Annotated in this window: 26 protein-coding genes; 13 read left to right on the top strand and 13 right to left on the bottom strand. The window is 43.8% G+C overall.

All coding sequences use genetic code 11. From position 1 onward, the window contains the following. Genes AAGA51_RS09770 through AAGA51_RS09725 form a run of 10 tightly spaced genes read right to left on the bottom strand, consistent with a single transcriptional unit; the run spans position 1 to position 8,040 of the window. A complete protein-coding gene (locus AAGA51_RS09770) occupies positions 1-447 on the bottom strand; it encodes an acyl-CoA thioesterase (RefSeq protein ID WP_042481787.1) in 447 nt (148 codons plus the stop codon). A gap of 8 nt (positions 448-455) precedes the next feature. Beyond that, positions 456-2,000, bottom strand: coding sequence for an HAL/PAL/TAL family ammonia-lyase (locus AAGA51_RS09765; protein WP_042481790.1), 1,545 nt, complete (start codon positions 1,998-2,000; stop codon positions 456-458). Next, complete coding sequence (locus tag AAGA51_RS09760; RefSeq protein WP_255209359.1) at positions 1,978-3,687, bottom strand: glycosyltransferase family 2 protein; 1,710 nt, start codon at positions 3,685-3,687, stop codon at positions 1,978-1,980. The genes AAGA51_RS09765 and AAGA51_RS09760 overlap by 23 nt, the downstream gene beginning before the upstream one ends. After that, positions 3,680-4,048 carry a 3-hydroxyacyl-ACP dehydratase gene (locus tag AAGA51_RS09755; RefSeq protein WP_081878667.1) on the bottom strand — a complete coding sequence of 123 codons (369 nt, stop codon included), beginning with the start codon at positions 4,046-4,048 and terminating at the stop codon, positions 3,680-3,682. The genes AAGA51_RS09760 and AAGA51_RS09755 overlap by 8 nt, the downstream gene beginning before the upstream one ends. A 25-nt stretch (positions 4,049-4,073) precedes the next feature. Beyond that, positions 4,074-5,438, bottom strand: a complete 1,365-nt coding sequence (locus AAGA51_RS09750; protein WP_042481795.1) for an AMP-binding protein — start codon at positions 5,436-5,438, stop codon at positions 4,074-4,076. A 7-nt stretch (positions 5,439-5,445) separates the two neighbouring features. After that, positions 5,446-6,003: a hypothetical protein gene (locus AAGA51_RS09745; protein ID WP_042481798.1), complete on the bottom strand. Its 558-nt coding sequence runs from the start codon at positions 6,001-6,003 to the stop codon at positions 5,446-5,448. Further along, positions 6,003-6,260 carry an acyl carrier protein gene (locus AAGA51_RS09740; RefSeq protein ID WP_042481800.1) on the bottom strand — a complete coding sequence of 86 codons (258 nt, stop codon included), beginning with the start codon at positions 6,258-6,260 and terminating at the stop codon, positions 6,003-6,005. The genes AAGA51_RS09745 and AAGA51_RS09740 overlap by 1 nt, the downstream gene beginning before the upstream one ends. A gap of 16 nt (positions 6,261-6,276) precedes the next feature. Further along, the gene (locus AAGA51_RS09735; RefSeq protein ID WP_042481803.1) at positions 6,277-6,537 is read right to left on the bottom strand and encodes a phosphopantetheine-binding protein; all 261 of its coding nucleotides are present in this window, start codon (positions 6,535-6,537) and stop codon (positions 6,277-6,279) included. Between the two features lie 10 nt (positions 6,538-6,547). Next, complete coding sequence (locus AAGA51_RS09730) at positions 6,548-7,318, bottom strand: lysophospholipid acyltransferase family protein (RefSeq protein ID WP_042481807.1); 771 nt, start codon at positions 7,316-7,318, stop codon at positions 6,548-6,550. Next, positions 7,315-8,040 carry a beta-ketoacyl synthase chain length factor gene (locus AAGA51_RS09725; protein ID WP_042482177.1) on the bottom strand — a complete coding sequence of 242 codons (726 nt, stop codon included), beginning with the start codon at positions 8,038-8,040 and terminating at the stop codon, positions 7,315-7,317. Before AAGA51_RS09725 ends, AAGA51_RS09730 begins: the two co-directional genes overlap by 4 nt. A 78-nt stretch (positions 8,041-8,118) precedes the next feature. On the opposite strand from AAGA51_RS09725, the gene AAGA51_RS09720 reads away from it, so the two are divergent. The 9 genes from AAGA51_RS09720 to AAGA51_RS09680 all read left to right on the top strand — a co-directional run bounded on the left by AAGA51_RS09720 (position 8,119) and on the right by AAGA51_RS09680 (position 18,071). Further along, on the top strand, positions 8,119-8,508 hold the full coding sequence (locus AAGA51_RS09720; protein WP_042481810.1) for a hypothetical protein: 390 nt from the start codon (positions 8,119-8,121) through the stop codon (positions 8,506-8,508). 28 nt (positions 8,509-8,536) lie between these two features. After that, positions 8,537-9,604 (top strand): methyltransferase, encoded by a 1,068-nt coding sequence (locus AAGA51_RS09715; RefSeq protein ID WP_042481812.1) that lies wholly within the window; start codon positions 8,537-8,539, stop codon positions 9,602-9,604. A gap of 25 nt (positions 9,605-9,629) precedes the next feature. Continuing rightward, positions 9,630-10,868 (top strand): NAD(P)/FAD-dependent oxidoreductase, encoded by a 1,239-nt coding sequence (locus AAGA51_RS09710; RefSeq protein WP_042481815.1) that lies wholly within the window; start codon positions 9,630-9,632, stop codon positions 10,866-10,868. A 529-nt stretch (positions 10,869-11,397) separates the two neighbouring features. Then, positions 11,398-13,029, top strand: a complete 1,632-nt coding sequence (locus tag AAGA51_RS09705) for an ABC transporter substrate-binding protein (protein WP_042481816.1) — start codon at positions 11,398-11,400, stop codon at positions 13,027-13,029. 115 nt (positions 13,030-13,144) lie between these two features. Beyond that, positions 13,145-14,065, top strand: a complete 921-nt coding sequence (oppB, locus tag AAGA51_RS09700) for an oligopeptide ABC transporter permease OppB (RefSeq protein ID WP_042481819.1) — start codon at positions 13,145-13,147, stop codon at positions 14,063-14,065. 12 nt (positions 14,066-14,077) lie between these two features. Then, positions 14,078-14,980: an oligopeptide ABC transporter permease OppC gene (oppC, locus tag AAGA51_RS09695; RefSeq protein ID WP_042481822.1), complete on the top strand. Its 903-nt coding sequence runs from the start codon at positions 14,078-14,080 to the stop codon at positions 14,978-14,980. Between the two features lie 17 nt (positions 14,981-14,997). Further along, a complete protein-coding gene (locus AAGA51_RS09690) occupies positions 14,998-15,969 on the top strand; it encodes an ABC transporter ATP-binding protein (protein WP_042481824.1) in 972 nt (323 codons plus the stop codon). Continuing rightward, positions 15,966-16,958 carry a murein tripeptide/oligopeptide ABC transporter ATP binding protein OppF gene (gene oppF, locus AAGA51_RS09685; protein WP_042481828.1) on the top strand — a complete coding sequence of 331 codons (993 nt, stop codon included), beginning with the start codon at positions 15,966-15,968 and terminating at the stop codon, positions 16,956-16,958. The genes AAGA51_RS09690 and oppF overlap by 4 nt, the downstream gene beginning before the upstream one ends. 168 nt (positions 16,959-17,126) lie before the next feature. After that, the gene (locus tag AAGA51_RS09680) at positions 17,127-18,071 is read left to right on the top strand and encodes a glutathione S-transferase family protein (RefSeq protein WP_042481832.1); all 945 of its coding nucleotides are present in this window, start codon (positions 17,127-17,129) and stop codon (positions 18,069-18,071) included. A gap of 58 nt (positions 18,072-18,129) precedes the next feature. Here the strand turns inward: AAGA51_RS09680 and AAGA51_RS09675 are convergent, their stop codons facing one another. From AAGA51_RS09675 to AAGA51_RS09665, 3 genes are all read right to left on the bottom strand, one after another. Further along, a complete protein-coding gene (locus tag AAGA51_RS09675; protein ID WP_042481834.1) occupies positions 18,130-19,221 on the bottom strand; it encodes an OmpP1/FadL family transporter in 1,092 nt (363 codons plus the stop codon). Positions 19,222-19,399: 178 nt separating this feature from the next. Next, positions 19,400-21,544, bottom strand: coding sequence for a phosphate acetyltransferase (gene pta, locus AAGA51_RS09670; RefSeq protein ID WP_042481836.1), 2,145 nt, complete (start codon positions 21,542-21,544; stop codon positions 19,400-19,402). A 139-nt stretch (positions 21,545-21,683) separates the two neighbouring features. Continuing rightward, complete coding sequence (locus tag AAGA51_RS09665; protein ID WP_042481839.1) at positions 21,684-22,880, bottom strand: acetate kinase; 1,197 nt, start codon at positions 22,878-22,880, stop codon at positions 21,684-21,686. A 358-nt stretch (positions 22,881-23,238) separates the two neighbouring features. Between AAGA51_RS09665 and yfbV the strand changes: the two genes are divergently transcribed. The 4 genes from yfbV (at position 23,239) to AAGA51_RS09645 (ending at position 26,761) form a co-directional block, all read left to right on the top strand. Next, on the top strand, positions 23,239-23,691 hold the full coding sequence (gene yfbV, locus AAGA51_RS09660; RefSeq protein WP_042481841.1) for a terminus macrodomain insulation protein YfbV: 453 nt from the start codon (positions 23,239-23,241) through the stop codon (positions 23,689-23,691). 304 nt (positions 23,692-23,995) lie between these two features. Beyond that, positions 23,996-24,961 (top strand): ABC transporter substrate-binding protein, encoded by a 966-nt coding sequence (locus AAGA51_RS09655; protein ID WP_042481844.1) that lies wholly within the window; start codon positions 23,996-23,998, stop codon positions 24,959-24,961. 64 nt (positions 24,962-25,025) lie between these two features. Then, positions 25,026-25,970, top strand: coding sequence for an ABC transporter permease (locus AAGA51_RS09650; protein WP_042481846.1), 945 nt, complete (start codon positions 25,026-25,028; stop codon positions 25,968-25,970). Then, entirely contained in the window at positions 25,967-26,761 is a 795-nt protein-coding gene (locus AAGA51_RS09645) for an ABC transporter ATP-binding protein (protein ID WP_042481850.1), read from the top strand. The genes AAGA51_RS09650 and AAGA51_RS09645 overlap by 4 nt, the downstream gene beginning before the upstream one ends. The last annotated feature ends 33 nt before the right edge of the window (positions 26,762-26,794 follow it).

The following is a 26,794-nucleotide window of genomic DNA, read 5'->3' as shown; positions in this document are numbered from 1 at the left end:
TCATTGCAAACACTCTCCGGTTTGATGCCAATGTTCAACTTTATCTAAGAACAGTTTTGGTGAGACAAAACACATTTCTTGTTCAGCGATGCTGACCGCAACTTGAGTGGTATGTGCCTTACACATTCTTTGACCGGTCTGTGCATCAAAAATTACGTAATCAATGCGCAGACGATTTTCCCATTCGGTCAGCTTGGCGTTGATGCGGATTTCATGGTTAAACGGAATCGCTTTGACATATTTTACGCGTGTATCAATAACAGGCCACATGTGGCCTGATTCACTCATCGCTATGTAACCGTAAGCGATTTTATCTAGTAATACACGTCGTGCTTCTTCGAAATAGCGGAAGTAGTTACCGTGATAAATTACGCCCATAGGATCGGCATCTTGAAACGAAGTGGTGACTGTCACTTCGGTTTCTAATGGGAAATTAATGTTCTCCATTAACACTCCTAGTACAGCTTCCAGTGCTGGGTTTGAATGCGTTCAATACACAAACGTAGCTCTGCTTCTAACGGGCGATCTTCTACCACAAACTTAAAGTCCCGCTGAACATTAGCAACGATTTGATTCACGCTGGCACTCATATGACGCTCATCGATCTCATTGTGGCGCTTGCGTAGCTCAATGGCTTGAATGGAGGCAAGCAGAGAAGCCGCCGCCACTTGTTCAGTCAATTGCAATACGCGTAAGCAGTCGCGAGCGGCGATTGTACCCATGCTGACTTTATCTTGGTTGTGACACTCTGTTGAGCGGGAGAATACGCTCGCTGGCATTGTGTGTTTCAATGCTTCTGCTGTCCAAGCTGAAATGCCAATTTGTACCGCTTTGAAGCCATGGTTGATCGGTTTACGTTCGCCTTCTGCGCCAGTTAAGTTAAACGGCAGACCGTTGTTGAACTTGTAATCCATCAACTGTGCCATTTGACGATCCAGCAAGTCAGCTAGGTTTGCAACACAGGTTTTGAGTGTGTCCATTGCCATTGCAATGTGTCCGCCATAGAAGTGACCACCGTGCAGTACTCGCTCGTTGTCACCATCAATTATTGGGTTGTCATTGGCGCTGTTTAGTTCATTTTCGATAAGCTGACGTAACCAAGGTAAGGCATCTTGCACCGTACCAATGAGATGCGGAGCACAGCGAAGTGAGTAGCGGTCTTGTAAGCGGTCACTATTACGAGGTGGACGCTCTGCTTGTAGATCTGCTCTTAACCAAGCCGCGATTTGTTGCTGGCCTGGGTGAGGCTTCACCGCAAATAGCGCTTCATCAAAATGGAAGTCGTTGCCTTGCATACCAATTGAAACAAGAGCCGTAATTTTAGTGCATAACTGAGCCAGATACTCAGCACGCTGATAAGCCAAACAGGCTAGGGCAGTCATCACTGAAGTGCCGTTCATTAACGCTAGGCCTTCTTTTGGCTTTAGTTTAATTGGCGTCAAGCCAAGTTCTGCGAACACCTCTTGAGTGGAACGAACTTCACCTTTGTAGAGCACTTCGCGTTCGCCAATCAAGGTCGCGGCTACGTATGAAAGAGGGGTTAAGTCACCACTCGCGCCGACAGAACCTTCTTGCGGAATACGTGGGGCAATATCGTGATTAATCAGGTTGATAATTTGATTGAGCACATCGTGAGACACGCCTGATACACCCTGTGCGAGTGAGCATAAGCGAGTTGCTAATACAGCGCGTGATTGTTGGTGAGTAAGTACTTCGCCCAAACCGCAGCCATGAAAACGGGTCAGGTGCAGAGGCAGTTCCTCAACCAAATTAGGTGGAATGGCGACAGTACAAGAATCACCATAACCAGTGGTTACGCCGTAAATGACACCTTCTTCTTTAAGTAGGCGTTCTAAAAAGGCTACGCCTCGGTCAATCTTCGCGGTAAATTCAGCTGAAGAGTTAATAGAGGCTGAAGCGCCTTGTGCGATTGAAACAACGTCCTCAATGGTCAGACGCTCAGCGCCGAATAAAATATTATTGTCGTTTGTCTTCGTCATTGTTTTTACTTAATTCCCAGAAGTTGAAGAAGTTGTACCACTGTAATGGTGCTTTCATTGTGTAGTGTTGCAAGCGTTCTGCGTATTGTTGAACCACTTGGCGCAAAGATTCCTGCCTTGTTGCGCGAGGCAGTTTGATACCGTCACTAAAATGCTCGAAGTAGACGTCAAAATGCGGATGTTTACTTTGGTCGTCGCGCAGTCCAAAAATAAGGTATACAGGGGCTTCTAGGACAGAAGCGAGCATAAACGGCCCTTGAGGAAACGGTGCAGGCTTGCCAAGAAAATCCGCCCAAACAACTCGGCTTTCTACGCTGGTGGAAGTTCGGTCTCCCACGATTACCACCCACTCGCCACGCTCTATCATTTGCTGAAGCATAATCGCAGTATCAGGCCCAATTTTGCTGACTTGTATCAGGTTGAGTTCTGAATTCGGGTTGACCGTTTTCATAACGGTGTTAAAACGTTCGGCATGCTCTGTGAACACCAAAGCATTGATCTTAAGATGAGTGTGACGTCGGCTTAGCGCGCGACACAGTTCGATATTGCCTAAATGAGAGCCTAACAGTAGCAGGCCGTGTTTTCGCTCAACCAGTGATGTGAGTTGCTCTTGACCATGGATGGTTAGATTGTTGACATTGAAATCGCCTCGCCATGCCGCCAGTTTGTCGAGCATAGTTTCACCGAACGACAACAAATGGTTATAGCTGGTTAGGTTTTTGGCTACAGGCAACTGTTGTTGTTCGGCAAAGTTTTTTACCTGAGTAATAAACTGCTCTGATGATGTCTTCGCCTGTTTACCGGTGAGGTGGTAATAGCCCATCACCAACTTTAAAATGGCGCGAAAAACCTTTCTACCCAATAGCTTGTAGATCGCCATCAGCACTTTAATACCCAGTACGGTTCCGCGCTCTTGGCGTTTTGACCAGTGTGTTTCAGTTCCTTGCGTTTTTCTGCGCATCAGTAAATTAGGAATGCGCGGCAACATACCGAAAAACAGTCGTGTATGCATCCAACTGATTTTGACGTTATCCCAAAGTGAATCGAAGTGGGAAATACCGTCTTCTGGATAAATTACACGAGTGTTGACGAATTTGAACTGCACGCCATTCCAGAACATACGGACAAAGATTTCTGTATCGAAATCCATGCGACTGCCGATGTCGTGATGATTAATGACGTCAATACTTTCTTTGATCGGATACGCCCGAAAACCACACATGCTGTCTTTAATTTCCAGCGAGAGTGTTTCAATCCAAACCCAGATGTGTGTGACATATCGGCCGTATAGTCGAGCTTTGGGCACACTTTCATCGTAAACGGGTTGTCCCGAAATCAAGTGATGAGGGTTATTCTTCGAGGTCTCGATAAGATTCGGCAATGCACTGATATCATGCTGACCGTCAGCGTCAATCTGAATTACATGACTGTACCCGAGCCAATGTGCATGGCGTATACCCGCCACGACAGCACCACCTTTACCTTGGTTTTTAGGCAAGGTAATTAACGAAACATTAGCTCGTTTGGCGGCTTCTGAGAGAGCAAATTTGGTCTCTTTATTGCTTCCATCGTCCACTAGGAATACGGGAAGATCGAAATCAGCGATTGCGTCTAGAACACCAGCTACGGTTCCACCGTGGTTGTAACAGGGAATCAAAAAGCACGGGCGGTAATCAAGCTTACTCACTGGCATCTCCCAGTTTCATTTTGCCTGATGAATGTGTCACCACGTCACCATCTCTATGAGATTGGTAACTGAACGCCAGTTTTTGTTTGCTCTCATCCCAAGTTAAGCTCAGGGATACTTCTGCATTGGGCAAGATGGGTTCTTGGAACTTAATCACTTCCATGCCTTTAAAATGCATAGGCGTGTTTAAATATTGACGCGCGTAAAAGATCGCCCAATCAATTTGAGTGACACCGGGCAGTAGGGGAAAGTGATTGAAATGCCCCTTAAAATCTTCGATATCTTGGTCTACTTTAATAGTCAGCAGCACATGGTGTTCTGTTTGCTCGTAAGCCAGTAACGTTGGTTTTCTTTTAGCCATCATATAATCGGCGTTTTCTTCGTTTTTATTGGAATAATTTTTCAAGCTCGGCGACTTGGCGCTTACCTTGACTGTTTAATGGGATCTCTTTTACCACTCTAAAACTGCGTGGTACAGCAATTGGTTCAAGCCAACGTCTCAGTTCATTGCGTAGCAGCAACCAAAACTTGCCCTTTCCAAGTTCAGCAAGCTTTGTTTTACCACTCTCAGTCAGCACTATTGCTGTGGCTAAAATCAATCGCTCAGCCTGCTGCATCGGAATAACAGCACACTCTTGAACGTAGTCTAACTGGTCAACGCGTTTTTCTACTTCTACCAGTGACACTCGCTTCTCTTCAACTTTGATTATCCGATCCGTGCGACCTTTCAAAACAAACTGGTTTTCAGATACGAACTCACATTCATCAGCAGTTTGGTACCAGCCTGTTGGATCAATATGTGCAGAACGCAATCGTAAGCAATTCTCATGATTTAACTCTGCTTCCACTTTGGGAAACAGTGACCAAGGGGTTTGTTCTGTCATTTGCTGGCGATAAGCAATACCACCAGTTTCTGTACTGCCGAATACTTCTATTGGCCTATAGCTAAACAATTCCTCTGCATGGTTTGCTGCGGCAAAAGGCAGCGGCCCACCCGATGAAAAAATGCATCTCAGCTTTGTCGGTTTGTGTTCTTCTGTTAGGCGTTTTAGCAGTGCCGGGCTACTGACTAAAACCGTATCCTGATTAGCATGATGAGTGATTTGTTCGGGAAACTCTAAACTGTGTCGGGCGAATGGGTTACCTGCGCATAATGGCCACAGAACTCGGAATAACAAACCATAGATATGTTGATGAGAAACCGTACTTTCGATTCGGCTGTGAGGGATCTGCTCTCCCCACAGTGATTGTAAGATTTCAACTTCAACACTGAGCTGATCTAGGGTCTTATGAATGGCTTTTGGTGTGCCGCTTGAACCAGAAGTAAACAAAATGAGTCGAATGCTTTCTGGAGAAAGAGCAGCAAAAACGAACGGACTACTATTGTGGCCTGTAGTGATAAGCTGTGTCTCGGTATTGCGTAATGGTGTTATAGCGTCATCGCACAATAATAGATCAAACTGTGAACTCAGCTCTTCCAGAGCTTCCGGTTGATAATTACCCGGCAAAATGATGGTTTTCCCAGCATGGAATAGTGCAAGCAACCCGACCGTAAACAAATAACTATCGCGAGCACAAAGTGCGACGTTTTGTTGCGGTGTTTGATGAAGTAATTGAGTGTAATGACTCACATTGGCGACAAATTGTGCCCATGTAATATCACCCTCAGAACCAAACGCTACGACGGTATCTTCACGTTTTTCTAGTAACAGATGGGAGAGAGAACTAAATGCAGTACCGCTATATGTCATTAAATGGCTAATCCTTGCGAAGAAATTGGCGTACCACCCACTCGATGGCAAACAATAGACCAATCAGGAGGTAGCTAATCAGACCGTTATATAAGGTCCAAACTTCAATCGGTAAGAAACAGGTATATAACGCTGTAATTCCGTTGAACAAGAAAAACAGACACCAAACTTGAGTGACCTTCCGCGTGTAATTAATACCACTTTGCGGGAGTTCAGGCTCCTGTAATCTGGCAAGTCTTTCTATAATGGTTTGTGGTTGCTTTAAACTGCTTGCGAAAACCATCAACATGCAAGCATTGACAGCGACGGGATAAAACAGCAGCCAGCCTTTACTACGGAATAGAATACCCAAAACAATTAAAGTGATCCCGATAAGACCACTTATAATTGCTAACTGTTTGAATTCTTTAAGTTTGGTTCGACTTGCTGTGAAAATGCGTAATACAAAGAATACAGCGAGCGTTGCCCCTAAAATACTCAGACCGAACTTATCTATGCCGTAGTAAATTGCAAATGGATACGCGAGCAGAACAATTGCAGACAAACCTGTCAGCAAGTGACGCATCAGGCTTCCTTAAGCAGTTCTACTACTGATTCAACCACGTCATCGACAGTACGTACCATTTTAAACTCTTCTGGCTTGATTTTTTTGCCAGTCACGTTTTGCAGGTGAACCACGAGGTCAACAGCGTCAATACTATCTAAATCAAGATCTTGATATAGATGAGCCTCAGGTTGAATGTCTGCTTCATCGATTTCGAAAAGTTCAACCAGAGCATCTTTTACTTGGTCAAAAACCTGTTGCTTGTTTAAATCTGTCATAATCGTTTTCTACAAATTAGTTGCTAGTTTGAGATGAAATATACGCTGCTAGGTTAGCCACAGATGCGAAATGTTGGCGCGTATTTGAATCATCAGCATCGATTACGATGTTATATTTCTTTTTAATTGCCAAGCCAAGCTCAAGAGCATCAATAGAGTCTAGTCCTAGCCCATCCCCGAATAATGGCGCCTCTGTTTCAATTTCATCAATTGAGATGTCTTCAAGGTTTAATGCGTCGATAATCAACTGCTTAATTTCTTTGTGTAGTACTTCCACGGGAACCTACTTATTTATTATTGATAGATGGAAAAATAGCTTCAGCAAGATAGCTGTTCAGCCTTCTTGCTGCTGAAGTTGGGTTGTTAGTTTGCTCTATAAAGGGCATTACCTCAACTTTATCCTTAACTTCTACATGGAAAAAAGGCTTGGTATCCGGAACTTGATACCATTTTTTTTCTTTTGTGAGAAAGCTAGGAGAAACGGAAATATGTATTATGCGCAAGTCTCTTTGTGTGCGAATGGCTATTTGAGCCGCTCCACGCTGAAGTTTTGACGCGACCCCCGGTGTAGTACGGGTTCCTTCTGGGAAAACGAGTAGAACGTTCTCACGTTCAAATCGCTCTTCACACAGATCGAGCAGATCATCCGGCGTTTGGTTTGGAATATAACCCGCCGCTTTGACAATATGCTTCATAAATGGATTTGACCAAATGGCCGCTTTTACTAAGCAGTCACACTGCTTGAGTTGTGAAGCGACTAATACATAATCAATCAGGCTTGGATGGTTAGCGACAACAAGACAGTTCTTATCGTTGGCTAAGATCTCGGCCCCATCGATTCGGTAATCAATGGCTCCAGTGAACTTCATTAAGCGACAGAAAAAATTAAACGTAATGCGAATGACGTTTTGTACTCGATATTCACGCTGAATCGTATTTGGTGTTGTCAGTCGAATTAAAGGAATAATGATAAAACTGAGTGTTAAACCGCCTAAACCAAAAATTGCGAAACAGAGTCCAGTAGCAAAAATTCGCCAATATTTATTTACAGCATTCATTCTTGCTGCCATTCCCATGAAGTTCTTTCACCTTCAATTATCCAGTGAGGTTGTTTGCATAAATAGTGTGTCAAAAAGCTAAGCGCTTGAGGTAGGGGGCTGATAGTATCCATTTTTTCACATTGTGCAACTTGCCACGTATTACCAGCGGATAAAATCAAGCCCAATGCATATCCTTTGAACTGTTTATCTTCGTATTCAGAATAATCGTCAGGTAGGGGTTCATCAAAATCGACCAGCAATACCTTGGCGTTGGGATATTGCTTGAGATAGATCCAAGCTTCGATTAATGCACTGTGAAAAGTGTTGTCACCAGCAGCTATAGAAGTCACTGGAATAGCTTGTTTTGTTGCAATGGTTGATAAACCTGCCGCTGTGTTGTGTACCGACTGAGAAAAATTCATGGGAGAAGCTTCTTCACCAGCAAGAATATTCTTAATTATTTCAGCACTGCGACGTAGTTCACCATGACGACTTGAAAATACCAAGTAATCGATAGATTCTTCTTGCAGAAGATGGATAGCCGTTTGTACCGCTAGTTTACTTAACGGGCTCATGCGGCGTCGCATCATTGGGGGGATTAGACCAGATTCGATGGTTTCATCTTCTGGCCATTGATGAGTTTGGGACCACTGCTGCCAATCTGGCAGGACATTGATACCCAGACTGTTTGCTGACCAAGCATCGATATTAAATGAGATTAAATGCAACTGATTTGACATAACGTATTGATTTGTTGTTGAGCACATTAAATACTATGCTCGTTTATTAATATTCCCCAATCAAAGCAAGGAAATGCAATGAAAGCAATAAAATACACGATTTCGATTCTATTAGTTGTTCTTTTAGCAGGCTGCGGGCGAGTTCAACCAATCATGAACGTAGAGAATACTCCTGTTGCTTATAATCTTCAAAGTGACGAAGTGAAAGCTGCCATTGTTGTTGCTGCAACCAATAGAGGTTGGATAATTTCAAACAGCACTCCAACTGAATTAACTGCCAAACTTATGTCTCGAGATCATAGCGCGGAAGTTCGTATTCCTTATAGTGAAAAATATTATTCCATCATCTATGTCGGTTCTGTGAATTTGAAAGCGGGTGGCGGTAATATTCACCGTAATTACAATCGCTGGGTTAATAATCTGAACGTTGATATTCAGAAACAATTGGCTAGAGCGTCAGTAAAATAGTTTCAAAATAATATAATTAGGCTTTTTCGTGTTTGTACAAAAACAAGACCCTTATAACGCTCTAGAAGCGAAAACTGAGGCGCAAAAGTTATCTTTTGCGCCGATTATTTTTCAAACCGCACGTACATTACGTGATTTAGGTATTTTGACGGAATTGGATAAAGCGGGTTCGCAAGGCGCGAGCGCTGAATCTCTTTCCAAAGCGACGGGTGTATCTGAGTACGGTGTCAAAGTCCTTCTTGATATGGCAATTAGCGCCCACATTGTGTTGTGGGAAAAGCCAAATTACATATTGGCGAATCTTGGGCATTTCATCCTTCATGACGGAATGACTCAAGCAAATATGGATTTCACTGCGGATGTTTGTTACGCCGCTATGATGCATTTAACCGAGTCGATTACTGAAGGTAAACCCGCTGGTCTTAAAGAGCTGGGCGAATGGGAAACCATTTACCAAGGGCTTTCTCGTTTGCCAGAAAAAGCAAAACAGAGCTGGTTCCAGTTCGACCATTTTTACTCAGATCGATCATTTCCTATTCTTCTTGAACATGTATTTGCTTCGAAGCCTAAAACTCTGGTTGATATTGGTGGCAACACGGGTAAATGGGCAATGCAATGCTGTCACTATGACAAAGATGTTGAAGTAACGATCGTTGACCTTCCTCAGCAGCTCGAAATGGCACTGAAAAATGCCGAAGAAAATGGTTTTTCGAAGCGTATAAAGGGTTATCCCGCCAACATGTTGGATAAGAGCCAAGCTTTGCCAGAGCAGGCTGATGTATGGTGGATGAGCCAGTTTTTAGACTGTTTCTCACCAATGGAAATTCTAAGTATTCTGCAAAGAGTCAAACAGCAGCTAAAACCAGATTCAAAAGTGTATATTTTGGAGCTATTCTGGGACGCCCAGAAATATGATGCGGCTTCTTATAGCTTGAACGCCACCTCGCTTTATTTTACCTGTCTGGCAAATGGTAACAGCCGTTTTTATCGCAGTGATGATTTCCTAGAGATCATTGACGCGGCTGGTTTAGAAGTAGTGGAGCGTACAGACCACATTGGTCTGGGGCATACGCTATTAGAACTAAAAGCCAAGTAAAAATAATATTCAGAGAATAATTGTAATGGATATACAGCAACGTCAAGTCGTTATTATTGGCGCGGGGCCGTCAGGTTCGACGGCCGCAGCTTTGCTTAACAAGCAAGGTATCGATGTTTTAGTTCTAGAGAAAATGCAGTTTCCTCGTTTCTCCATAGGAGAGAGCCTACTGCCAGCGTGCATGGAGACCGTTCAGGCCGCTGGTATGCTGCAGGCTGTGGAAGAAGCAGGGTTTCAGTTTAAAAACGGTGCGGCTTTTAGGAAAAATGGTGTCTATACCGAGTTTGACTTTTGCAATAAGTTTACGCCGGGGCCGGGTACTACCTTTCAGGTCCAAAGAGCAAGCTTCGATAAAGTTCTCGCTGATAGTGCTCAAAGCCAAGGTGTTGAAATTCGCTACCAGCATGAAGTGAAAAGCATAGAGTTTTATGGGTCGAATTCTCTGCTTACGGTAGAGGATGAGCTAGGAAATAGTTATCAACTTCAAACCTCTTACGTGTTAGACGCCAGCGGGTTCGGCCGAGTGTTGCCGAGACTTTTAAATCTTGAAGAACCTTCTTGTCTACCCGCACGCAAAGCCATTTTTACCCACACCATTGATCATATAGATGCAGATAAACATCTCTATGACAGAAATAAAATTCTTATTTCGGTTCATCCTAAACATGCTGATGTTTGGTATTGGCTCATTCCATTCTCAAATGGTGTTTGTTCCATTGGTGTGGTTGCAACACCCGAGTTTTTTGAAGGTTATCCTGAAGACAAAATCGAAGCGATAAAGCAACTAGCTGGCGAAGAGCCACATCTGGCACTGCTACTTGAGAATGCAGAGTTTCCGAATGCAGCAGGTGAGCTGAAAGGCTATTCCGCCAACGTTAAACATTTGGCTACTCAACACTATGCTCTGCTGGGGAATGCTGGTGAGTTTCTTGACCCGGTATTTTCATCGGGTGTTACGATAGCAATGAAATCAGCACAATTGGCTGCTGAGTGCGTTGTTCGCCAAATAAAAGGCGAAAGTGTTGATTGGCAAAACGACTACGAAATACCGCTGATGATTGGTGTGAATGCCTTTAGAACCTACGTTGAAGGTTGGTATGACGGTACACTTCAAGATGTTATCTACTATGAAAATCCAAACTCAAGAATCAAGCAGATGATTTGCTCAATATTGGCTGGTTACGCATGGGATACCAATAATCCTTATGTGAAGGACTCGAAACGCCGCTTAACCAGTTTGGCCGAGCTTATCCGAAGTTCCTAAATATTCAGCAAAAGAGCGCAAGTAGTTGCAGTCTCCAAACTGCATAACTATTTAATTACTTAGTCTATGGTCTCTAATGCTCTTTTATTGGGCATAGAGATCTATCATAGTGCAGCTGAGTGATAACGCTCACATTTCCCTCTTGTCTGATGAGATAAAAATCACACAATCTCCCTAAATTTGTGTACAAAATGTTAAATGTATTGTTATTTTCTAGTGCAAGATGCTGAGAATACGGCGTTAGTTAGATAAATCGAGATTTAAATCTGATGTAAAGGATTACTTTCCTTTGTTGTGCTGCAAGCTAGTCTTTGGTTAGTGGTTGCATCTAATTATTCATTCTGGATAAGAATATAATCTCTTTTTATTCTAATTTTATGGCAAATTGCTTCAATGCTTGATAATGTTTGCCGCATTCTTTGTAAGGAATTGACATGCTTTTGTCACTTCCCACATCTTTTAGGTTAGCCGTTCTAGCCGACATGCAAAGAAGTCATGGATGCAAAAATAAAACTTGGAGTTTATACAGATGTATAAGAACAAAATCACACAAGCACTTTTACTAGGTGCTGGCCTTGCGGTGGCTACAACTTCTCTTACAGCTTTTGCTGCAAACGTGCCAGCAGGCACTAAGCTAGCTCCAGTGCAAGAGATCGTTCGTGGTAATGGTACTGAAGTCGCTACTATCGACCCGCATAAATCTCAAGGTGTTCCAGAATCACACGTTATTCGTGACCTGCTAGAAGGCTTGGTAAACCAAGACGCTGACGGTAAGGTTATTCCTGGCGTCGCAGACCGCTGGGAAACATCAGACAATACAACGTTCACTTTCCATATTCGTGAAGGCGCTAAGTGGTCTAACGGCGAACCTGTAACTGCACAAGATTTCGTATACAGCTGGCAACGCGCCGTTGATCCAGCGACTGCTTCTCCATACTCTTGGTACATGGAAATGACCCAGATGAAGAATGCAGCTGACATTATCGCAGGGAAGAAAGACAAGAGTGAGCTAGGCGTATACGCTAAAGACGCGAACACTCTTGTTGTTGAGTTAGACTCAGCAGTTCCATATTTCGTTATGATGACTGGTCACACAACAATGAAGCCAGTTAATAAAGCGACAGTAGAAAAGTTTGGTGATCAATGGACCAAACCTGAAAACTTCGTTGGTAACGGTGCTTATGTAGTTGAAAACTGGGTTGTGAATGAGCGTTTAGTGCTTAAGCGCAACGAACAGTACTGGGATAACGAGCACACAGTTATCAACAAAGTAACTTTCCTTCCGATTGAAAACCAAGTTGCTGAAATGAACCGCTTCCTGGCGGGCGAGATCGATATCAGCTACGACGTTCCAGTTGAACATTTCCGTCGTCTGAAGAAAGATCATCCAGAATTGGTTTCTGTAGTGGGTAACCTATGCTCTTACTACTACTCTTTCAACACCAAGAAAAAACCATTTGATGACGTACGTGTACGTAAAGCAATTTCTTACGCGATTGACCGTAACATCGTGAGCGATGCAATCATGGGTCAAGGTCAGAAACCTGCATACTTCCTAACGCCTGAGATCACTTCTGGTTTCAACCCAGTAATGCCTGCTTACGGCAAAATGACTCAGAAACAGCGTAACGAAGAAGCCGCTCGTCTACTTGCTGAAGCTGGTTACGGTAAAGACAACCCACTTAAGTTTACTCTTCTGTACAACACTTCAGAAAACCACAAGAAGGTTGCTGTAGCGATTGGTTCTATGTGGAAGAAAACTTTGGGTCTAGATGTCACTCTAGAAAACCAAGAGTGGAAAACTTACCTATCTTCTAAAGACCAAGGTGACTTCGAAGTTGCTCGTGCTGGTTGGTGTGGTGACTACAACGAAGCGTCTTCATTCCTAACTTTGATGACAAGTAATAACACCACTGGTGGTCAACACTGGGGCAACAAAGAGTACGATGCAATCATCGATAAAGCACTGACTTCTACTTCCGAAGAAGAACGTCAAAAACTTTACGCAGATGCGGAAGCTCTAATGGCAAAAGATATGCCTATCGCTCCAATTTATCAGTATGTTAAGACTCGTCTGCTTTCTCCAAAAGTAGGCGGTTTCCCTGCGAACAACGCAGAAGAAAAGATCTACTCAAAAGATCTGTACATCAAAGCTGAATAAATTAGCAAAGCTATAAAACTATAATTAAGTAATATTCTGCATGTGCTTGAGGTTCGCGGATGGTACATGCAGTATTTTTTTGTTTTAAATAGTCACAGACTGGAAGAGTGAGTTTATGTTTAAATTCATTATTAGACGAGTTCTGGAAGCAATTCCAACCATGTTGGTTTTGATTACAGTTTCGTTTTTTCTCATGCGTTTCGCACCAGGAAACCCTTTCTCAAGCGAGCGTGCTCTACCGCCAGAAGTAATGGCAAATATTGAAGCGAAATATGGACTTGATAAGCCTGTATTAGAGCAGTACACCACCTATCTGACCAACGTGTTACAAGGTGATTTCGGCCCTTCATTTAAATACCTTGATTACTCTGTAAATGAGCTGATTTTTGCAGCCCTTCCTGTGTCAGCGAAAGTCGGTTTTGCCGCTTTTATCTTCACAGTAATTATGGGTGTAACTGTCGGGACACTTGCCGCTTTGAGGCAAAACACTTGGTTGGACTATTCAATTATGGCTACTGCTATGATTGGTGTCGTAATGCCTTCATTCGTTCTCGCGCCGGTATTGATTTACATTTTCTCTATTAACTTAGGTTGGTTCCCTGCTGGGGGCTGGTTAGACGGGTCGTTCAAATATATGGCTCTGCCAGTTCTTGGTATGTCTCTGTTATACGTAGCAACATTTGCACGTATTACTCGTGGTTCAATGATTGAAACTCTAAACAGTAACTTCATTCGAACTGCGCGAGCAAAAGGGTTGAGCTATCCATACATCGTCGTTAAGCACGCGTTGAAACCTGCGTTATTACCAGTAGTTTCTTATATGGGGCCTGCATTCGTAGGTATCATTACTGGTTCGGTTGTTATTGAAACCATCTTTGGCCTTCCGGGTATTGGTAAGTTGTTCGTAAACGCGGCATTTAACCGTGACTACTCTCTGGTAATGGGTGTAACCATTCTTATTGGTTTCTTATTTATCCTGTTCAACGCAATTGTAGATATCTTGTTGGCAGCGATTGACCCGAAAATTCGTTACTAAGGAAGTATTACTATGTTGACGAAAAAAGAAAATCTGGAAGCGATTGAAAAGTTTTCCGAAAATCTTGAAATCGAGGGTCGCAGCCTGTGGCAGGACGCTCGTATTCGCTTTATGCGCAATAAAGCCGCGATGGTGAGTCTATTTATTCTCACGCTTATGACGTTGGCGGTTGTTTTTTTACCAATGATTGCGCCCTTTACTTATGACGATACTGACTGGTACGCAATGCACGTTGCTCCAAATGCAGAGCATTGGTTCGGTACAGACAGTTTAGGCCGTGATATTTACGTTCGTACTTTAGTTGGTGGACGTATCTCTCTGATGGTCGGTGTGATGGGCGCACTGGTTGCAGTACTCATCGGTACACTTTACGGTGCGGCGTCTGGCTTCATCGGTGGCCGTGTTGACCGTATCATGATGCGTATCCTCGAAATTCTGTACGCAGTGCCATTCATGTTCTTGGTTATCGTATTGGTGACCTTCTTTGGACGTAATATCGTTCTGATCTTCGTGGCTATCGGTGCTATTGCATGGCTTGATATGGCGCGTATTGTTCGTGGTCAAACGCTGAGCCTACGCAGCAAAGAGTTTATTGAAGCGGCACACGTATGTGGTGTGAGTAACTGGAAGATCATTACTCGTCATATTGTTCCAAACGTATTAGGTATCGTCGCTGTTTATTCGACGCTGCTTATTCCTAGCATGATTCTGACTGAGTCATTCTTATCTTTCCTTGGTTTAGGTGTTCAAGAGCCTATGACAAGCTGGGGAGCACTATTGCAAGAAGGTGCAAACACAATGGAAATCGCAATTTGGCAGCTTGGCTTCCCTGCGGCATTCATGGTGGTCACACTGTTCTGCTTTAACTACGTGGGTGACGGTCTCCGTGACGCGCTGGATCCAAAAGACAGATAAGAATTGAGGAAGTAGTAATGGCTTTATTAGATGTCAAAGACCTGCGTGTAGAGTTCACTACCCAAGATGGTATTGTTACCGCAGTAAACGATTTGAACTTCTCACTAAATCAAGGTGAGACACTGGGTATCGTTGGTGAATCTGGTTCGGGTAAATCTCAAACTGTATTCTCAATCATGGGCCTTTTGGCTAAGAACGGTATCATTTCTGGTAGCGCAAAGTTTGAAGGTAAGGAAATTCTAAACCTGCCTGAAAAAGAGTTAAATAAAGTTCGCGCAGAACAAATTGCAATGATCTTCCAAGACCCGATGACGTCGCTTAACCCTTATATGAAGGTTAGCGATCAGTTGATGGAAGTGTTAATGCTGCACAAAGGCATGAGCAAAGCAGAAGCGTTTGAAGAGTCTGTGCGCATGCTGGAAGCGGTAAAAATTCCGGAAGCTCGCAAACGTATTACTATGTATCCGCATGAGTTTTCTGGCGGTATGCGTCAGCGTGTAATGATTGCAATGGCTCTGCTATGTCGTCCGAAACTATTGATTGCTGATGAGCCGACAACTGCATTAGACGTAACGGTTCAGGCTCAAATCATGGATCTGCTTAATGAACTCAAATCTGAATTCAACACAGCAATCATCATGATCACTCACGATTTAGGTGTGGTTGCGGGTTCTTGCGACAAAGTGCTTGTAATGTACGCAGGTCGCACAATGGAATACGGCACGGTTGATGAGATCTTCTATCAACCGAGCCACCCATATGCGGAAGGCTTGTTGAAAGCAATCCCTCGTTTGGATACTGAAGGTGATGTATTACCAACCATTCCGGGTAATCCGCCAAACTTACTTCGTCTGCCACCGGGTTGTCCATATCAAGACCGCTGTCATCGTGTAATGGACCGCTGTAAACGTGAAGCGCCGATCCTGACGCCATTTGGCAATGATCGTCAACGCGCATGTTTTTCTGACTGGGAGACTTGGACGAAATGAGTGTAGATAAGAAATTACTGTTAGATGTTAAAGAGCTAAAAGTACACTTTGACATCGCTTCTAAATCAGCATGGCCTTGGTCAAAACCAGCGAAGCTTAAAGCTGTAGATGGTGTGAACGTTCGCCTTTACGAAGGTGAAACTCTAGGCGTTGTGGGTGAATCTGGTTGTGGCAAGTCTACTTTTGCTCGCGCAATTATCGGCCTTGTACAGGCAACTGACGGTGAAGTGGTCTGGTTAGGTCAAGATTTGACTCGTATGCAGGAAGTGAAACGTCGCGAAACTCGTAAAGATATTCAGATGATTTTCCAAGATCCTCTGGCGTCTTTGAACCCGCGTATGACAGTAGGGGACATCATCGCTGAGCCGCTACAGACTTTCTATCCAGAGCTTTCTAAGCAAGAAGTGAAAGACCGTGTTAAAGAGATGATGGCAAAAGTGGGTCTGTTACCAAACGTGATCAACCGCTATCCACACGAGTTCTCTGGTGGACAGTGTCAACGTATTGGTATTGCTCGTGCTTTGATTCTTAATCCAAAGATGATTATCTGTGATGAACCAGTATCAGCGCTCGACGTTTCAATTCAGGCTCAGGTGGTAAACCTGCTGCAAGAACTGCAACGTGAGCTAGGGTTAAGCCTAGTGTTCATCGCGCACGACTTGTCAGTAGTGAAACATATTTCTGACCGTGTATTGGTAATGTATTTAGGTAATGCAGTAGAACTCGGTGAATCTGAAGCGCTGTTTGCTAATCCTAAACACCCATACACCAAAGCATTGATGTCTGCTGTGCCGATTCCAGATCCAAAGCTGGAACGTGCAAAAACGATTCAAATGCTTGAAGGCGACCTGCCTTCACCAATTAACCCGCCATCGGGATGTGTTTTCAGAACTCGTTGTCCTCAAGCGACAGAGATCTGTGCTCAAACTAAGCCACAAATTCAAGGGTCTGATACCCATGCAGTTTCGTGCTTACATGTTGAGATGTAAATTCAGCCTGTGACGGGCATAAGCGCGGCTTCTTTTTGAGTCGCGCTTTTTTTGTGCCCAAGAAAACCTTCAAAAAATTCGAATGACTAAGCCAAAACCCTTCGGGTGAGTATTCATCTCGTTCAACTATAATAACTCCAGAATTAAGCATTAGTAATGGGGTGAGTAATGGGAAAATTAGTTGAAGGTGTCTGGCATGATGTTTGGTATGACACAAAGAGCAGTGACGGAAAGTTCATTCGAGAAGATGCAGGATTTCGCGATTGGATAGACAGCCGTTCTGACGCCAAATTTTCTCCTGAAGCTGGCCGCTATCATTTATATGTCTCTTTGGCTTGTCCATGGGCGCACCGTACATTAATTTTCCGTGAACTTAAGCAATTACAAGACATTATCGATGTCACGATTGTCTGTCCGGATATGCTCCACGATGGTTGGAAATTCGGCATTCCAGAACCTCTGTTCGGACACACCAAGCTTCACCAAATCTATACTCAAGCGAAACCTGATTATTCTGGCCGCGTTACTGTACCTGTGTTGTGGGATAAGAAACTTCAAACCATCGTAAGTAACGAATCGTCTGAAATAATTCGTATGTTTAACCGTGCGTTTAATGAGTTAACTGATAATCACGTCGATTACTATCCTGATGCACTGCGCAATGTTATCGACGAGTGGAATGATTATATCTATCCAAACATCAACAATGGTGTTTATCGTTGTGGCTTTGCAACGACGCAGGAAGCCTATGAAGAAGCGTATGAGTCTTTATTTGAAGCATTAGACAAAGTGGATGCACATCTGGCTCATAATCGATATCTGGCCGGTTCTAGTATCACAGAGGCAGACTGGCGTCTATTTACTACGCTTATTCGGTTCGATTCGGTATATGTTGGCCATTTTAAGTGCAACAAAAAAAGAATTGCAGATTATCCAAATTTGAATGGTTATTTGAAAGAGCTATACCAAGTTCCGGGAGTAAAAGAGACCACGGACTTTTACCATATCAAACGACACTACTACTTCAGTCATACCAGCATCAATCCAACGCAAGTAGTGCCTGTTGGGCCTGAGTTGGATCTAGAATCTCCACATAACAGAGATTTGGTATAAATAAAAAACGCATCTTTTACGATGCGTTTTTTATTAGCTAAGTTTTATTATCTAAGTGTTATTGACCTGACCAGCTGTAGGTAGCGGTTAGGAAATATAAGGTAGGATCTTCAAAACCACCACTTAACTGGCCTGCCTGTGTCTTGGAGTCTTCAAGTAATACGACTTCAAAGGCTAGGCCCATTGTACGGCCTTCACCTAGATCGTATTCCATACCCGTACCAATACGCCATGCATCACCTGTTGGGATAGTAAAGTCACCCGAAGATTGATTTTCGTATAGGCTGCTATCAAACGCCAAACCTGCATTCCATATTAGTTTCTTGTTTAATTGGTAGCGTGAACCTACAGCAATATGGTAGGTATCCTGAGTTGGAGTTTTAGTGAAAGTTTCGTATTCACTCCAGTCTTCCCAACCTAAGTTACCCATTACAGCGAGCTTATCGTTTAACTGATGGAATGCACTGAAAGTCAGTGTTTGTGGCATTACAGCTGGATCAACGGTTTGACCTAATACATTGACATCAAATTTGAGTTCTGTTTCAGAAGAGTAACCGATACCGAATCGGGTGTTTTCATTTGGTGAGAAAAGGACACCAAGTTTGGCGTTATAGGCAATGTCAGTATCGTCAATCTGAGCGCCGCCAGCTTCTACATCAAACATACCATATTGGATACCTAAACCAGCCCCAACTGACCATTGATCGTTGATCTGGTAAGAAGCGGTTGGCTGAATGGTGAGAGCTTGTGTTACTGCAGTTTTGATAGGGAAGTTTTCGTACTCTAGACCCATTCCATAATTACCGTAAACACCGATGCCAAGTGTTAACTTGTCATTCATTTTCTGGCTGTAGAATGCAGAACCGAGGGGAACAAAACCAACAATGTTTCCTGCACTAGAACTTTGCATTTGGTATTCGGTATCGCCATAAAGCGTCATCATACCGCCAGTAAACGATTGCCCTTCGACATTAGATAAGCCCGCAGGGTTTGCAGCCAGAACTGAGGCATCTTGAGCGCGTGCAGCCTTGCCCGCAGCGGCTAAACCGAGGTCATTGTTGCCGATTTCGTGCAAATATACACCTGCAGAGTATGCAGAAGTACTCGCTAGAACTGCGCTAGCGACGAGGGATTTTTTTAGTAGATTCATGTTATTAGACTTATAAAATTGAAAGTTAGTAGCTGTAGTATTCTATTGAGCGGGGTTTGGCAGATATGTAGGAATTTTCGACAAACGCTTGTTGGAAGGGATTAAACTTTATTAAGAATAAAAAAGCCGCAACTAGGTTGCGGCTTTTGCTAATAATATCTGGAGACCTAAGTGAAGACTATTTTGCTTCTTGGTCTGCTTGGATAGCGGTAAGAGCAATTGTGTACACGATATCGTCAACCAACGCACCACGAGAAAGGTCGTTAACTGGCTTACGCATACCTTGTAGCATCGGACCGATTGATACTAGGTCTGCTGAACGTTGTACTGCTTTGTACGTCGTATTACCTGTGTTTAGATCTGGGAATACGAATACTGTCGCTTTACCTGCAACTGGGGAATTAGGAGCTTTAGACGCTGCCACGTTTTCCATGATTGCTGCATCGTATTGTAGAGGGCCGTCAATAATAAGATCTGGACGTTTCTCTTGAGCAATACGAGTTGCTTCACGTACTTTATCAACGTCTGCACCTTTACCAGATTCACCAGTAGAGTACGAGATCATTGCAACACGTGGGTCGATACCAAATGCAGCTGCAGAATCAGCCGATTGGATAGCGATTTCTGCTAGCTGTTCAGCCGTTGGATCTGGGTTGATTGCACAGTCACCGTATACCAATACTTGATCAGGCAGAAGCATGAAGAAGATTGAAGATACGATTGACGCATTTGGTGCCGTCTTGATGATTTGGAACGGAGGAACGATAGTGTTCGCAGTTGTGTGAACAGCTCCAGATACTAGGCCGTCAACTTCGTTCGCTTCAAGCATCATTGTGCCTAGGAAAACAGAATCTTCCAATTTCTCACGAGCAACAACTTCAGTCATACCTTTCGCGCCACGTAGTTCAACTAAACGAGCTACGTAATTTTCGCGAACGGAATCCGCATCAATGATTTCAACGCCAGCGCCTAGCTCAACACCTTGTTGTGCAGCAACGCGACGGATTTCGTCTGGGTTACCTAAAAGCACACACGTTGCGATACCGCGTTCAGCACAGATAGCCGCAGCTTTCACTGTACGAGGTTCGTCACCTTCAGGCAGAACGATACGTTTACCCGCGCGACGAGCAAATTCTGTTAGCTGGTAACGGAATGCTGGAGGGCTCAGACGACGGATACCTTGAGTGCCTTCAGATAGAGAATCAATCCAAGGGCCATCAATGTGGCTCGCAACGTGTTCGCTGATGAACTCGATACGCTCTTTATCGTCAGCTGGAACTTCTAGGCTGAAGCTTTGTAGGTTCAGAGAAGTCTGCCAAGTGTTACCTTGCGCTTTGAAAATTGGCAAGCCAGAGTCAAATGCAGGTTTACATAGGTCAACGATTTCTGAAGGGATATCGTAACCACCAGTAAGAAGTACAGCACCAATCTCAACACCGTTCATTGCTGCGAGAGAAGCCGCAACGATTACGTCAGGACGGTCTGCAGAAGTTACTAGCAGAGAACCTGGTTTGAAGTGTTCAATCATGTGAGGGATTGAACGTGCACAGAAGGTGATGCTCTTAATACGGCGAGTATTGATTTCACCAGCACTAATGATTTCAGCGTTTAGGTGCTTAGCCATATCCACTGCGCGAGTCGCGATCAATTCGATGTTCCATGGCACGCAACCTAGAACACGGATAGGACTAGTATTGAAGATCTGCATTACTTCAAGATTTGTTTGAATCGCACTGTCTGCGTCATCGAACATTTCAGATAGGTCTGGACGAGTACGGCCAGCTTCATCAACAGGAGCGTTAAGCTTGTTGATGATGACACCTTTAATGTTCTTATTCTTAGTACCACCAAAGTTTGAACAGGCGATTTCAATACGCTCTTTCAGCTGTGTTGGGTTGTTAGTACCAGGAGTTGCAACGAACACGATTTCAGCGCCAAGTGTTGCTGCAATTTCAGCGTTCACTTGGTTAGCGAATGGATGTTTACGAGTTGGAACCAAACCTTCAATCAACGTCACTTCTGAGTCTTTATTGATCTGGTTGTAACGCTCAACGATAGTTTCTAGTAGCTCATCCATTTTCTCTGAGCCGATTAGCGTTTCAGCCGTAGACATAGGCAAAGGTTCAGCAATGTTGATATCGCTGTTACGGCCGATAATCGTTGAAGTCAGATCTGGTTGATCTTCACCACTACGTGGCTGAGCAATAGGCTTGTAGAAAGAAACGTTTACGCCTTTACGCTCCATAGCGCGTAAAATACCCATGCTCACGCTGGTTAGACCCACGCCAGCACTGATAGGGATAAGCATAATAGTACGGGACATCTGTAAGGTACCTCAAACTATTGGATGCAATCTAAGAGATAGATTGGATTGAAATAAAGCCTAGTTAATGATTCAAGTGAGAATAAAAGCTAAGCCCCTATAGAAATCTGGCTAACCGTTAGGTTAGCCAGTTAGAAACTTAAAGACCTGCTAGAGTTGCGGTGTCTTCAGCAATCACCAACTCTTCGTTGGTTGAGATAACCATCGCTGGCACGCGGCTGTCTGCTGTAGTGATAACACCTTCGCCGCCGAAACGTGCTTTTAGGTTTGCATCGCTGTCTACTTCGATACCGAAGATTGCTAGACGGTTAAGAACCATTTCACGGATTGGAGCAGAGTTTTCACCGATACCACCAGTGAACACGATAGCGTCTAGACGACCATCTAGGCTTGCAGTGTAACCAGCTACGTATTTAGCTAGGCGGTGACAGAATACGTCCATCGCACGAGTTGCTTCTTCTTTAGCGCCGTAGTTGTCTTCAACGAAACGACAGTCAGAAGTCACTTCAGTTAGACCTAGAAGGCCAGACTCTTTAGTCAGCATGTTGTTGATTTGCTCAACTGAGTAACCTAGAGCGTCGTGTAGGTGGAAAATGATCGCAGGATCGATATCACCACAACGAGTACCCATTACTAGACCTTCAAGAGGAGTCATACCCATTGAAGTATCAACTGATTCACCGTTCTTAATTGCACAAACTGATGCACCGTTACCTAGGTGACAGTTGATGATGTTAAGTTCGTTTGCTGGTTTACCTAGACGTTCAGCTGCTTCACGAGCGATGAATAGGTGAGAAGTACCGTGCATGCCGTAACGACGTACACCGTGTTCTTTGTATAGTTTGTATGGAAGTGCGTATAGGAACGCTTCTTCAGGCATAGTTTGGTGGAAAGCAGTATCGAATACAGCAACGTTTTTCAGTGCTGGGAAAGCTTTCTGAGCTGCTTTAATACCGATGATGTGTGCTGGGTTGTGTAACGGTGCTAGAGTTGCACAGTCTTGAATACCTTGAAGAACAGCATCGTCGATTAGAGCAGATTTAGTGAACTTCTCGCCGCCGTGTACAACACGGTGACCGATAGCTTTAATTTGTGCCGCAAGTTCTGGCTTAGAAGCAAGAATAGTTTCTACGATGAAAGATAGAGCTTCATCGTGAGCAGCGCCTTCACCTAGTTGTGCTTCGTGCTTACCATCAAGTTTCCACTTGATACGTGCTTCTGGAAGGTGTAAACATTCTGCAAGACCAGAAAGATGTTCGTCGCCGTTTTGTGCATCGACAACAGCGAATTTAAGTGAAGAACTACCGCAGTTTAAAACTAAAACTAGCTTAGACATGTGTGACTACCTGTAATAATCGGTTAGGACAAAATCAATGACAAGAATAGTAGATGCATAAGCAATTGGTACTAATCTTAATCAATAAAGCTTTAACTTCCTTATCTAGAGACGTGACTTCGTCATTGAAATCGTCTGCTGCTTTCCTTGCAGATTAGTCTTAAAGTTGCCTAAATTGTAAATAAGGGCAACAATGAGATTGAGAGTCCGCAAAGGATAGCGATAATGGGGTAATATAACAAAAAAAATTTGAAACAATATTAGCTTTTATCAAATTTTTACGTTATTCGTTGAACTATTCAACTATTTTTTAGCGAATTCGCCCACAAGAGGCGATAACTGAGAGTGAGGAAGTGGTATGAGTAATCGTGTCGGAATCATCCACAGCTTGAAAGACGGCCAGAAATACATGCAAGTTTGGCCTATGCGGAAAGAGTTGAATCTGCTTTTTCCTGAATCGCGAATTATTAAAGCGACGCGTTTTGGTATCAAAGTTATGCCAGCGGTCGCCGCTATTAGCGTGTTAACTCAAATGAGTTTTCAAAATGTTCAAGCTATGCCACAAGCGGTTGTTGTTGCTTTGTTTGCCATCAGCTTACCTTTGCAAGGTATGTGGTGGTTAGGTAACAGAGCGAATACTCAGTTACCGCCCGCACTAGCAGGTTGGTATCGCGAAATTCATGCAAAAATTGCTGAAACAGGTTCTGCTCTTGAACCGATAAAATCGAAGCCTCGATACAAAGAGCTGGCAATGGTACTTAATCGTGCATTCCGTCAGCTTGATAAAACCGCTTTAGAACGCTGGTTTTAATTAAACGAATTGTTAAGGCTCTAATCTATCCATTAGAGCCTTTTTTGTTTTCCGATATGAAGCCAAGCTCATGGCTGTTGTAGAGGCTTTCTTCTGAGCAAAAAATAGTCGTTATTTGCCTTCTTTTAGTCACCAAACTCAAGATACTGTTTCTTCCTCTCTTTTTGTTATTTCGCTGTTAAATGTTTCTTCCCTTTCCGCATAGTTACTGGTAATAATGTCCATAAGTGCATGCTAATTGCACAATAACTAAAAAACATTACACAACATCACATTACTATATGCTTTAAATCAAGGAGTTAAGATGAAAGCAAGCAAGGTCATTGCTACCGCCGTTCTAGCCGGAGCTGCATTACTTTCTTCCCACAGCATTATGGCTAAAACCGCTAAAGTTGCGGTTTCACAGATCGTAGAACACCCTGCACTCGATGCAACACGTCAAGGTCTTCTTGATGGCCTGAAAGCAAAAGGCTATGAAGAAGGCAAAAACCTAGAGTTTGATTTCAAAACAGCGCAAGGTAACCCTGCTATTGCTGTACAAATTGCGCGTCAATTTGTGGGTGAAAATCCAGATGTGTTAGTCGGTATTGCAACACCTACAGCACAAGCTCTAGTGTCAGCGACTAAAAACATTCCAGTTGTATTTACAGCGGTGACAGACCCAGTAGGCGCAAAATTGGTTGCGACAATGGAGCAACCTGGTAAAAACGTAACGGGTCTTTCAGACCTTTCTCCGGTTGAACAACACGTAGAGTTGATTAAAGAAATCATGCCAAACGTGAAATCAATTGGTGTGGTTTACAACCCAGGTGAAGCAAACGCTGTAAGCTTGATGGAGCTACTAAAAGCATCCACTAAAAAGCACGGAATTACTCTGGTTGAAGCAACTGCTCTGAAAAGTGCAGATGTACAGTCAGCAACACAAGCAATCTCTGCAAAATCAGACGTTATTTATGCTCTGATTGACAATACTGTTGCCAGCGCAATTGAAGGTATGATTGTCGCTGCAAACCAAGCTAAGACACCTGTGTTTGGCGCTGCAACATCATATGTAGAGCGTGGTGCAGTTGCTAGTCTTGGTTTCGACTACTACCAAATTGGCGTTCAAACTGCGGATTACGTAGCTGCTATTCTAGAAGGTGCTGCTCCTGGTTCTTTGGATGTTAAAGTTGCGAAAGGTTCTGATTTAGTGATTAACAAGACTGTGGCTGAAAAGCTAGGTCTGGAAATTCCTAAGTCCGTTATGGATCGCGCAACAAGCGTTAAATAGAACCATTGTTAAAAGAGTTGGCGTAGTAGTGCGCCAACTTGATTAAGCAGAGAAGGGAGTTTGTATGTCTGCTTTTGCCTTTTTTGGCGCCTTAGAGGTTGGCCTTATCTACGGTCTGGTGGCACTTGGTGTTTACCTGACTTTCCGAGTTCTTGATTTCCCAGATTTGAGCGTTGATGGCAGTTTCCCTATGGGTGCTGCTGTAGCTGCAACCGCGATTGTTTCTGGTATTGACCCATGGATCGCTACCGGTTTAGCTATTATTGCTGGTGCGGCAACCGGATGGGTAACGGCGTTTTTGACGGTTCGTTGTGGAATTCTTCATCTATTAGCGTCAATCCTAACTATGATTGCTGCGTTCTCAATTAATATCCGCATTATGGGACGTCCTAACTTAGCTCTGCTCGGTGAAGATACGATCCTGACACCATTTGAAACGATGGGCGACCCTATGCTCATTCGTCCTTTGGTTGTAGCGGTACTGGTACTTATTTCTGCTCTGTTTGTTGTTCGTCTACTGAACAGTGATTTTGGCTTGGGGCTTCGTGCCACAGGCGTGAATGCTCGTATGGTTGCTGCGCAAGGTGCGAGTACGGCGTTTTACACCTATTTTTGTTTAGCACTGTCAAACGGCTTTGTGGGCTTTGCTGGTGCTTTATTCGCACAAACCAACAGCTTTGCGGACGTGACTTCTGGTGTAGGTACCATAGTCGTTGGTTTGGCTGCTGTTATTTTGGGTCAAACACTCATTCCCGGCCGTAAAATTTGGGTAGCCGTCATCGCTGTTATCGTGGGATCGGTTCTCTATCGTTTAGCTGTGGCATTTGCATTAAGTTCGGGAATGTTTGGTTTACAAGCTTCGGACTTGAACTTGGTTACTGCAGTGCTAGTTGCTCTGGCGTTAATCATGCCGAGAATGAAAAGGAATCGAAAGCCAAAAAAGGGTAGTGGGCCTGCTAAGAAATCAGAAGTATCTAAGCAGGTTAAGGCGTCAGGAGAAGCATTATGATCCATTTAGAAGATATTCAAGTTACATTTAATCCTGGCACTATCCTTGAGAACCGAGCGTTAAGAGGTGTGGATCTGAAAGTGCCAGAACACCAATTTCTTACCGTTATTGGCTCAAATGGTGCGGGTAAATCAACACTGCTTGGCGCGGTAACAGGTGAAACACCTATGGTCGGCGGTAAAGTTAATATCGATGATATTGACGTGACTCGCCGCAGTGTTGACCAACGTGCCAGCCTTTGTGCTCGTGTATTCCAAGATCCGCTAGCAGGTACTTGCGGAGCGTTAACTATTGAAGAAAACATGGCGCTTGCGTATATGCGTGGTAAACGTCGTGGCTGGAAGCATTCTCTTTCAACCAATCGTCGCAAACTGTTTCAAGAGCGAATCAGTATTCTTGGTTTAGGCTTAGAAGATCGTCTTGGAGATAACATCGGTTTGCTTTCTGGCGGTCAGCGTCAGGCAGTGAGTCTTGTGATGGCAACACTTTCAGACAGTAAGTTATTGTTACTTGATGAACATACCGCAGCTCTAGATCCTCGCATGGCAGCTTTCATTATCGATTTAACCAAGAAAATCGTTAAAGAGTTTAACTTGACCGTAATGATGGTGACTCACTCAATGAAAGACGCACTAGCGTGTGGTGACAGAACGGTAATGTTGCACCAAGGTGAAATTGTTCTGGACGTATCCGGTGATCAACGAGCCAATATGCAAGTACCTGATCTGCTTGAGATGTTCTCTAAAGTTCGTGGTGAAGAACTGTCTGACGATAGCTTACTGCTGAACTAATCCCCCAAGTTCATCCTACTAAACGTGATCCTC

This window comes from Vibrio diazotrophicus (assembly GCF_038452265.1).
Taxonomy (GTDB): domain Bacteria; phylum Pseudomonadota; class Gammaproteobacteria; order Enterobacterales; family Vibrionaceae; genus Vibrio; species Vibrio diazotrophicus.
This window is presented reverse-complemented; position numbering and strand designations above follow the sequence as displayed.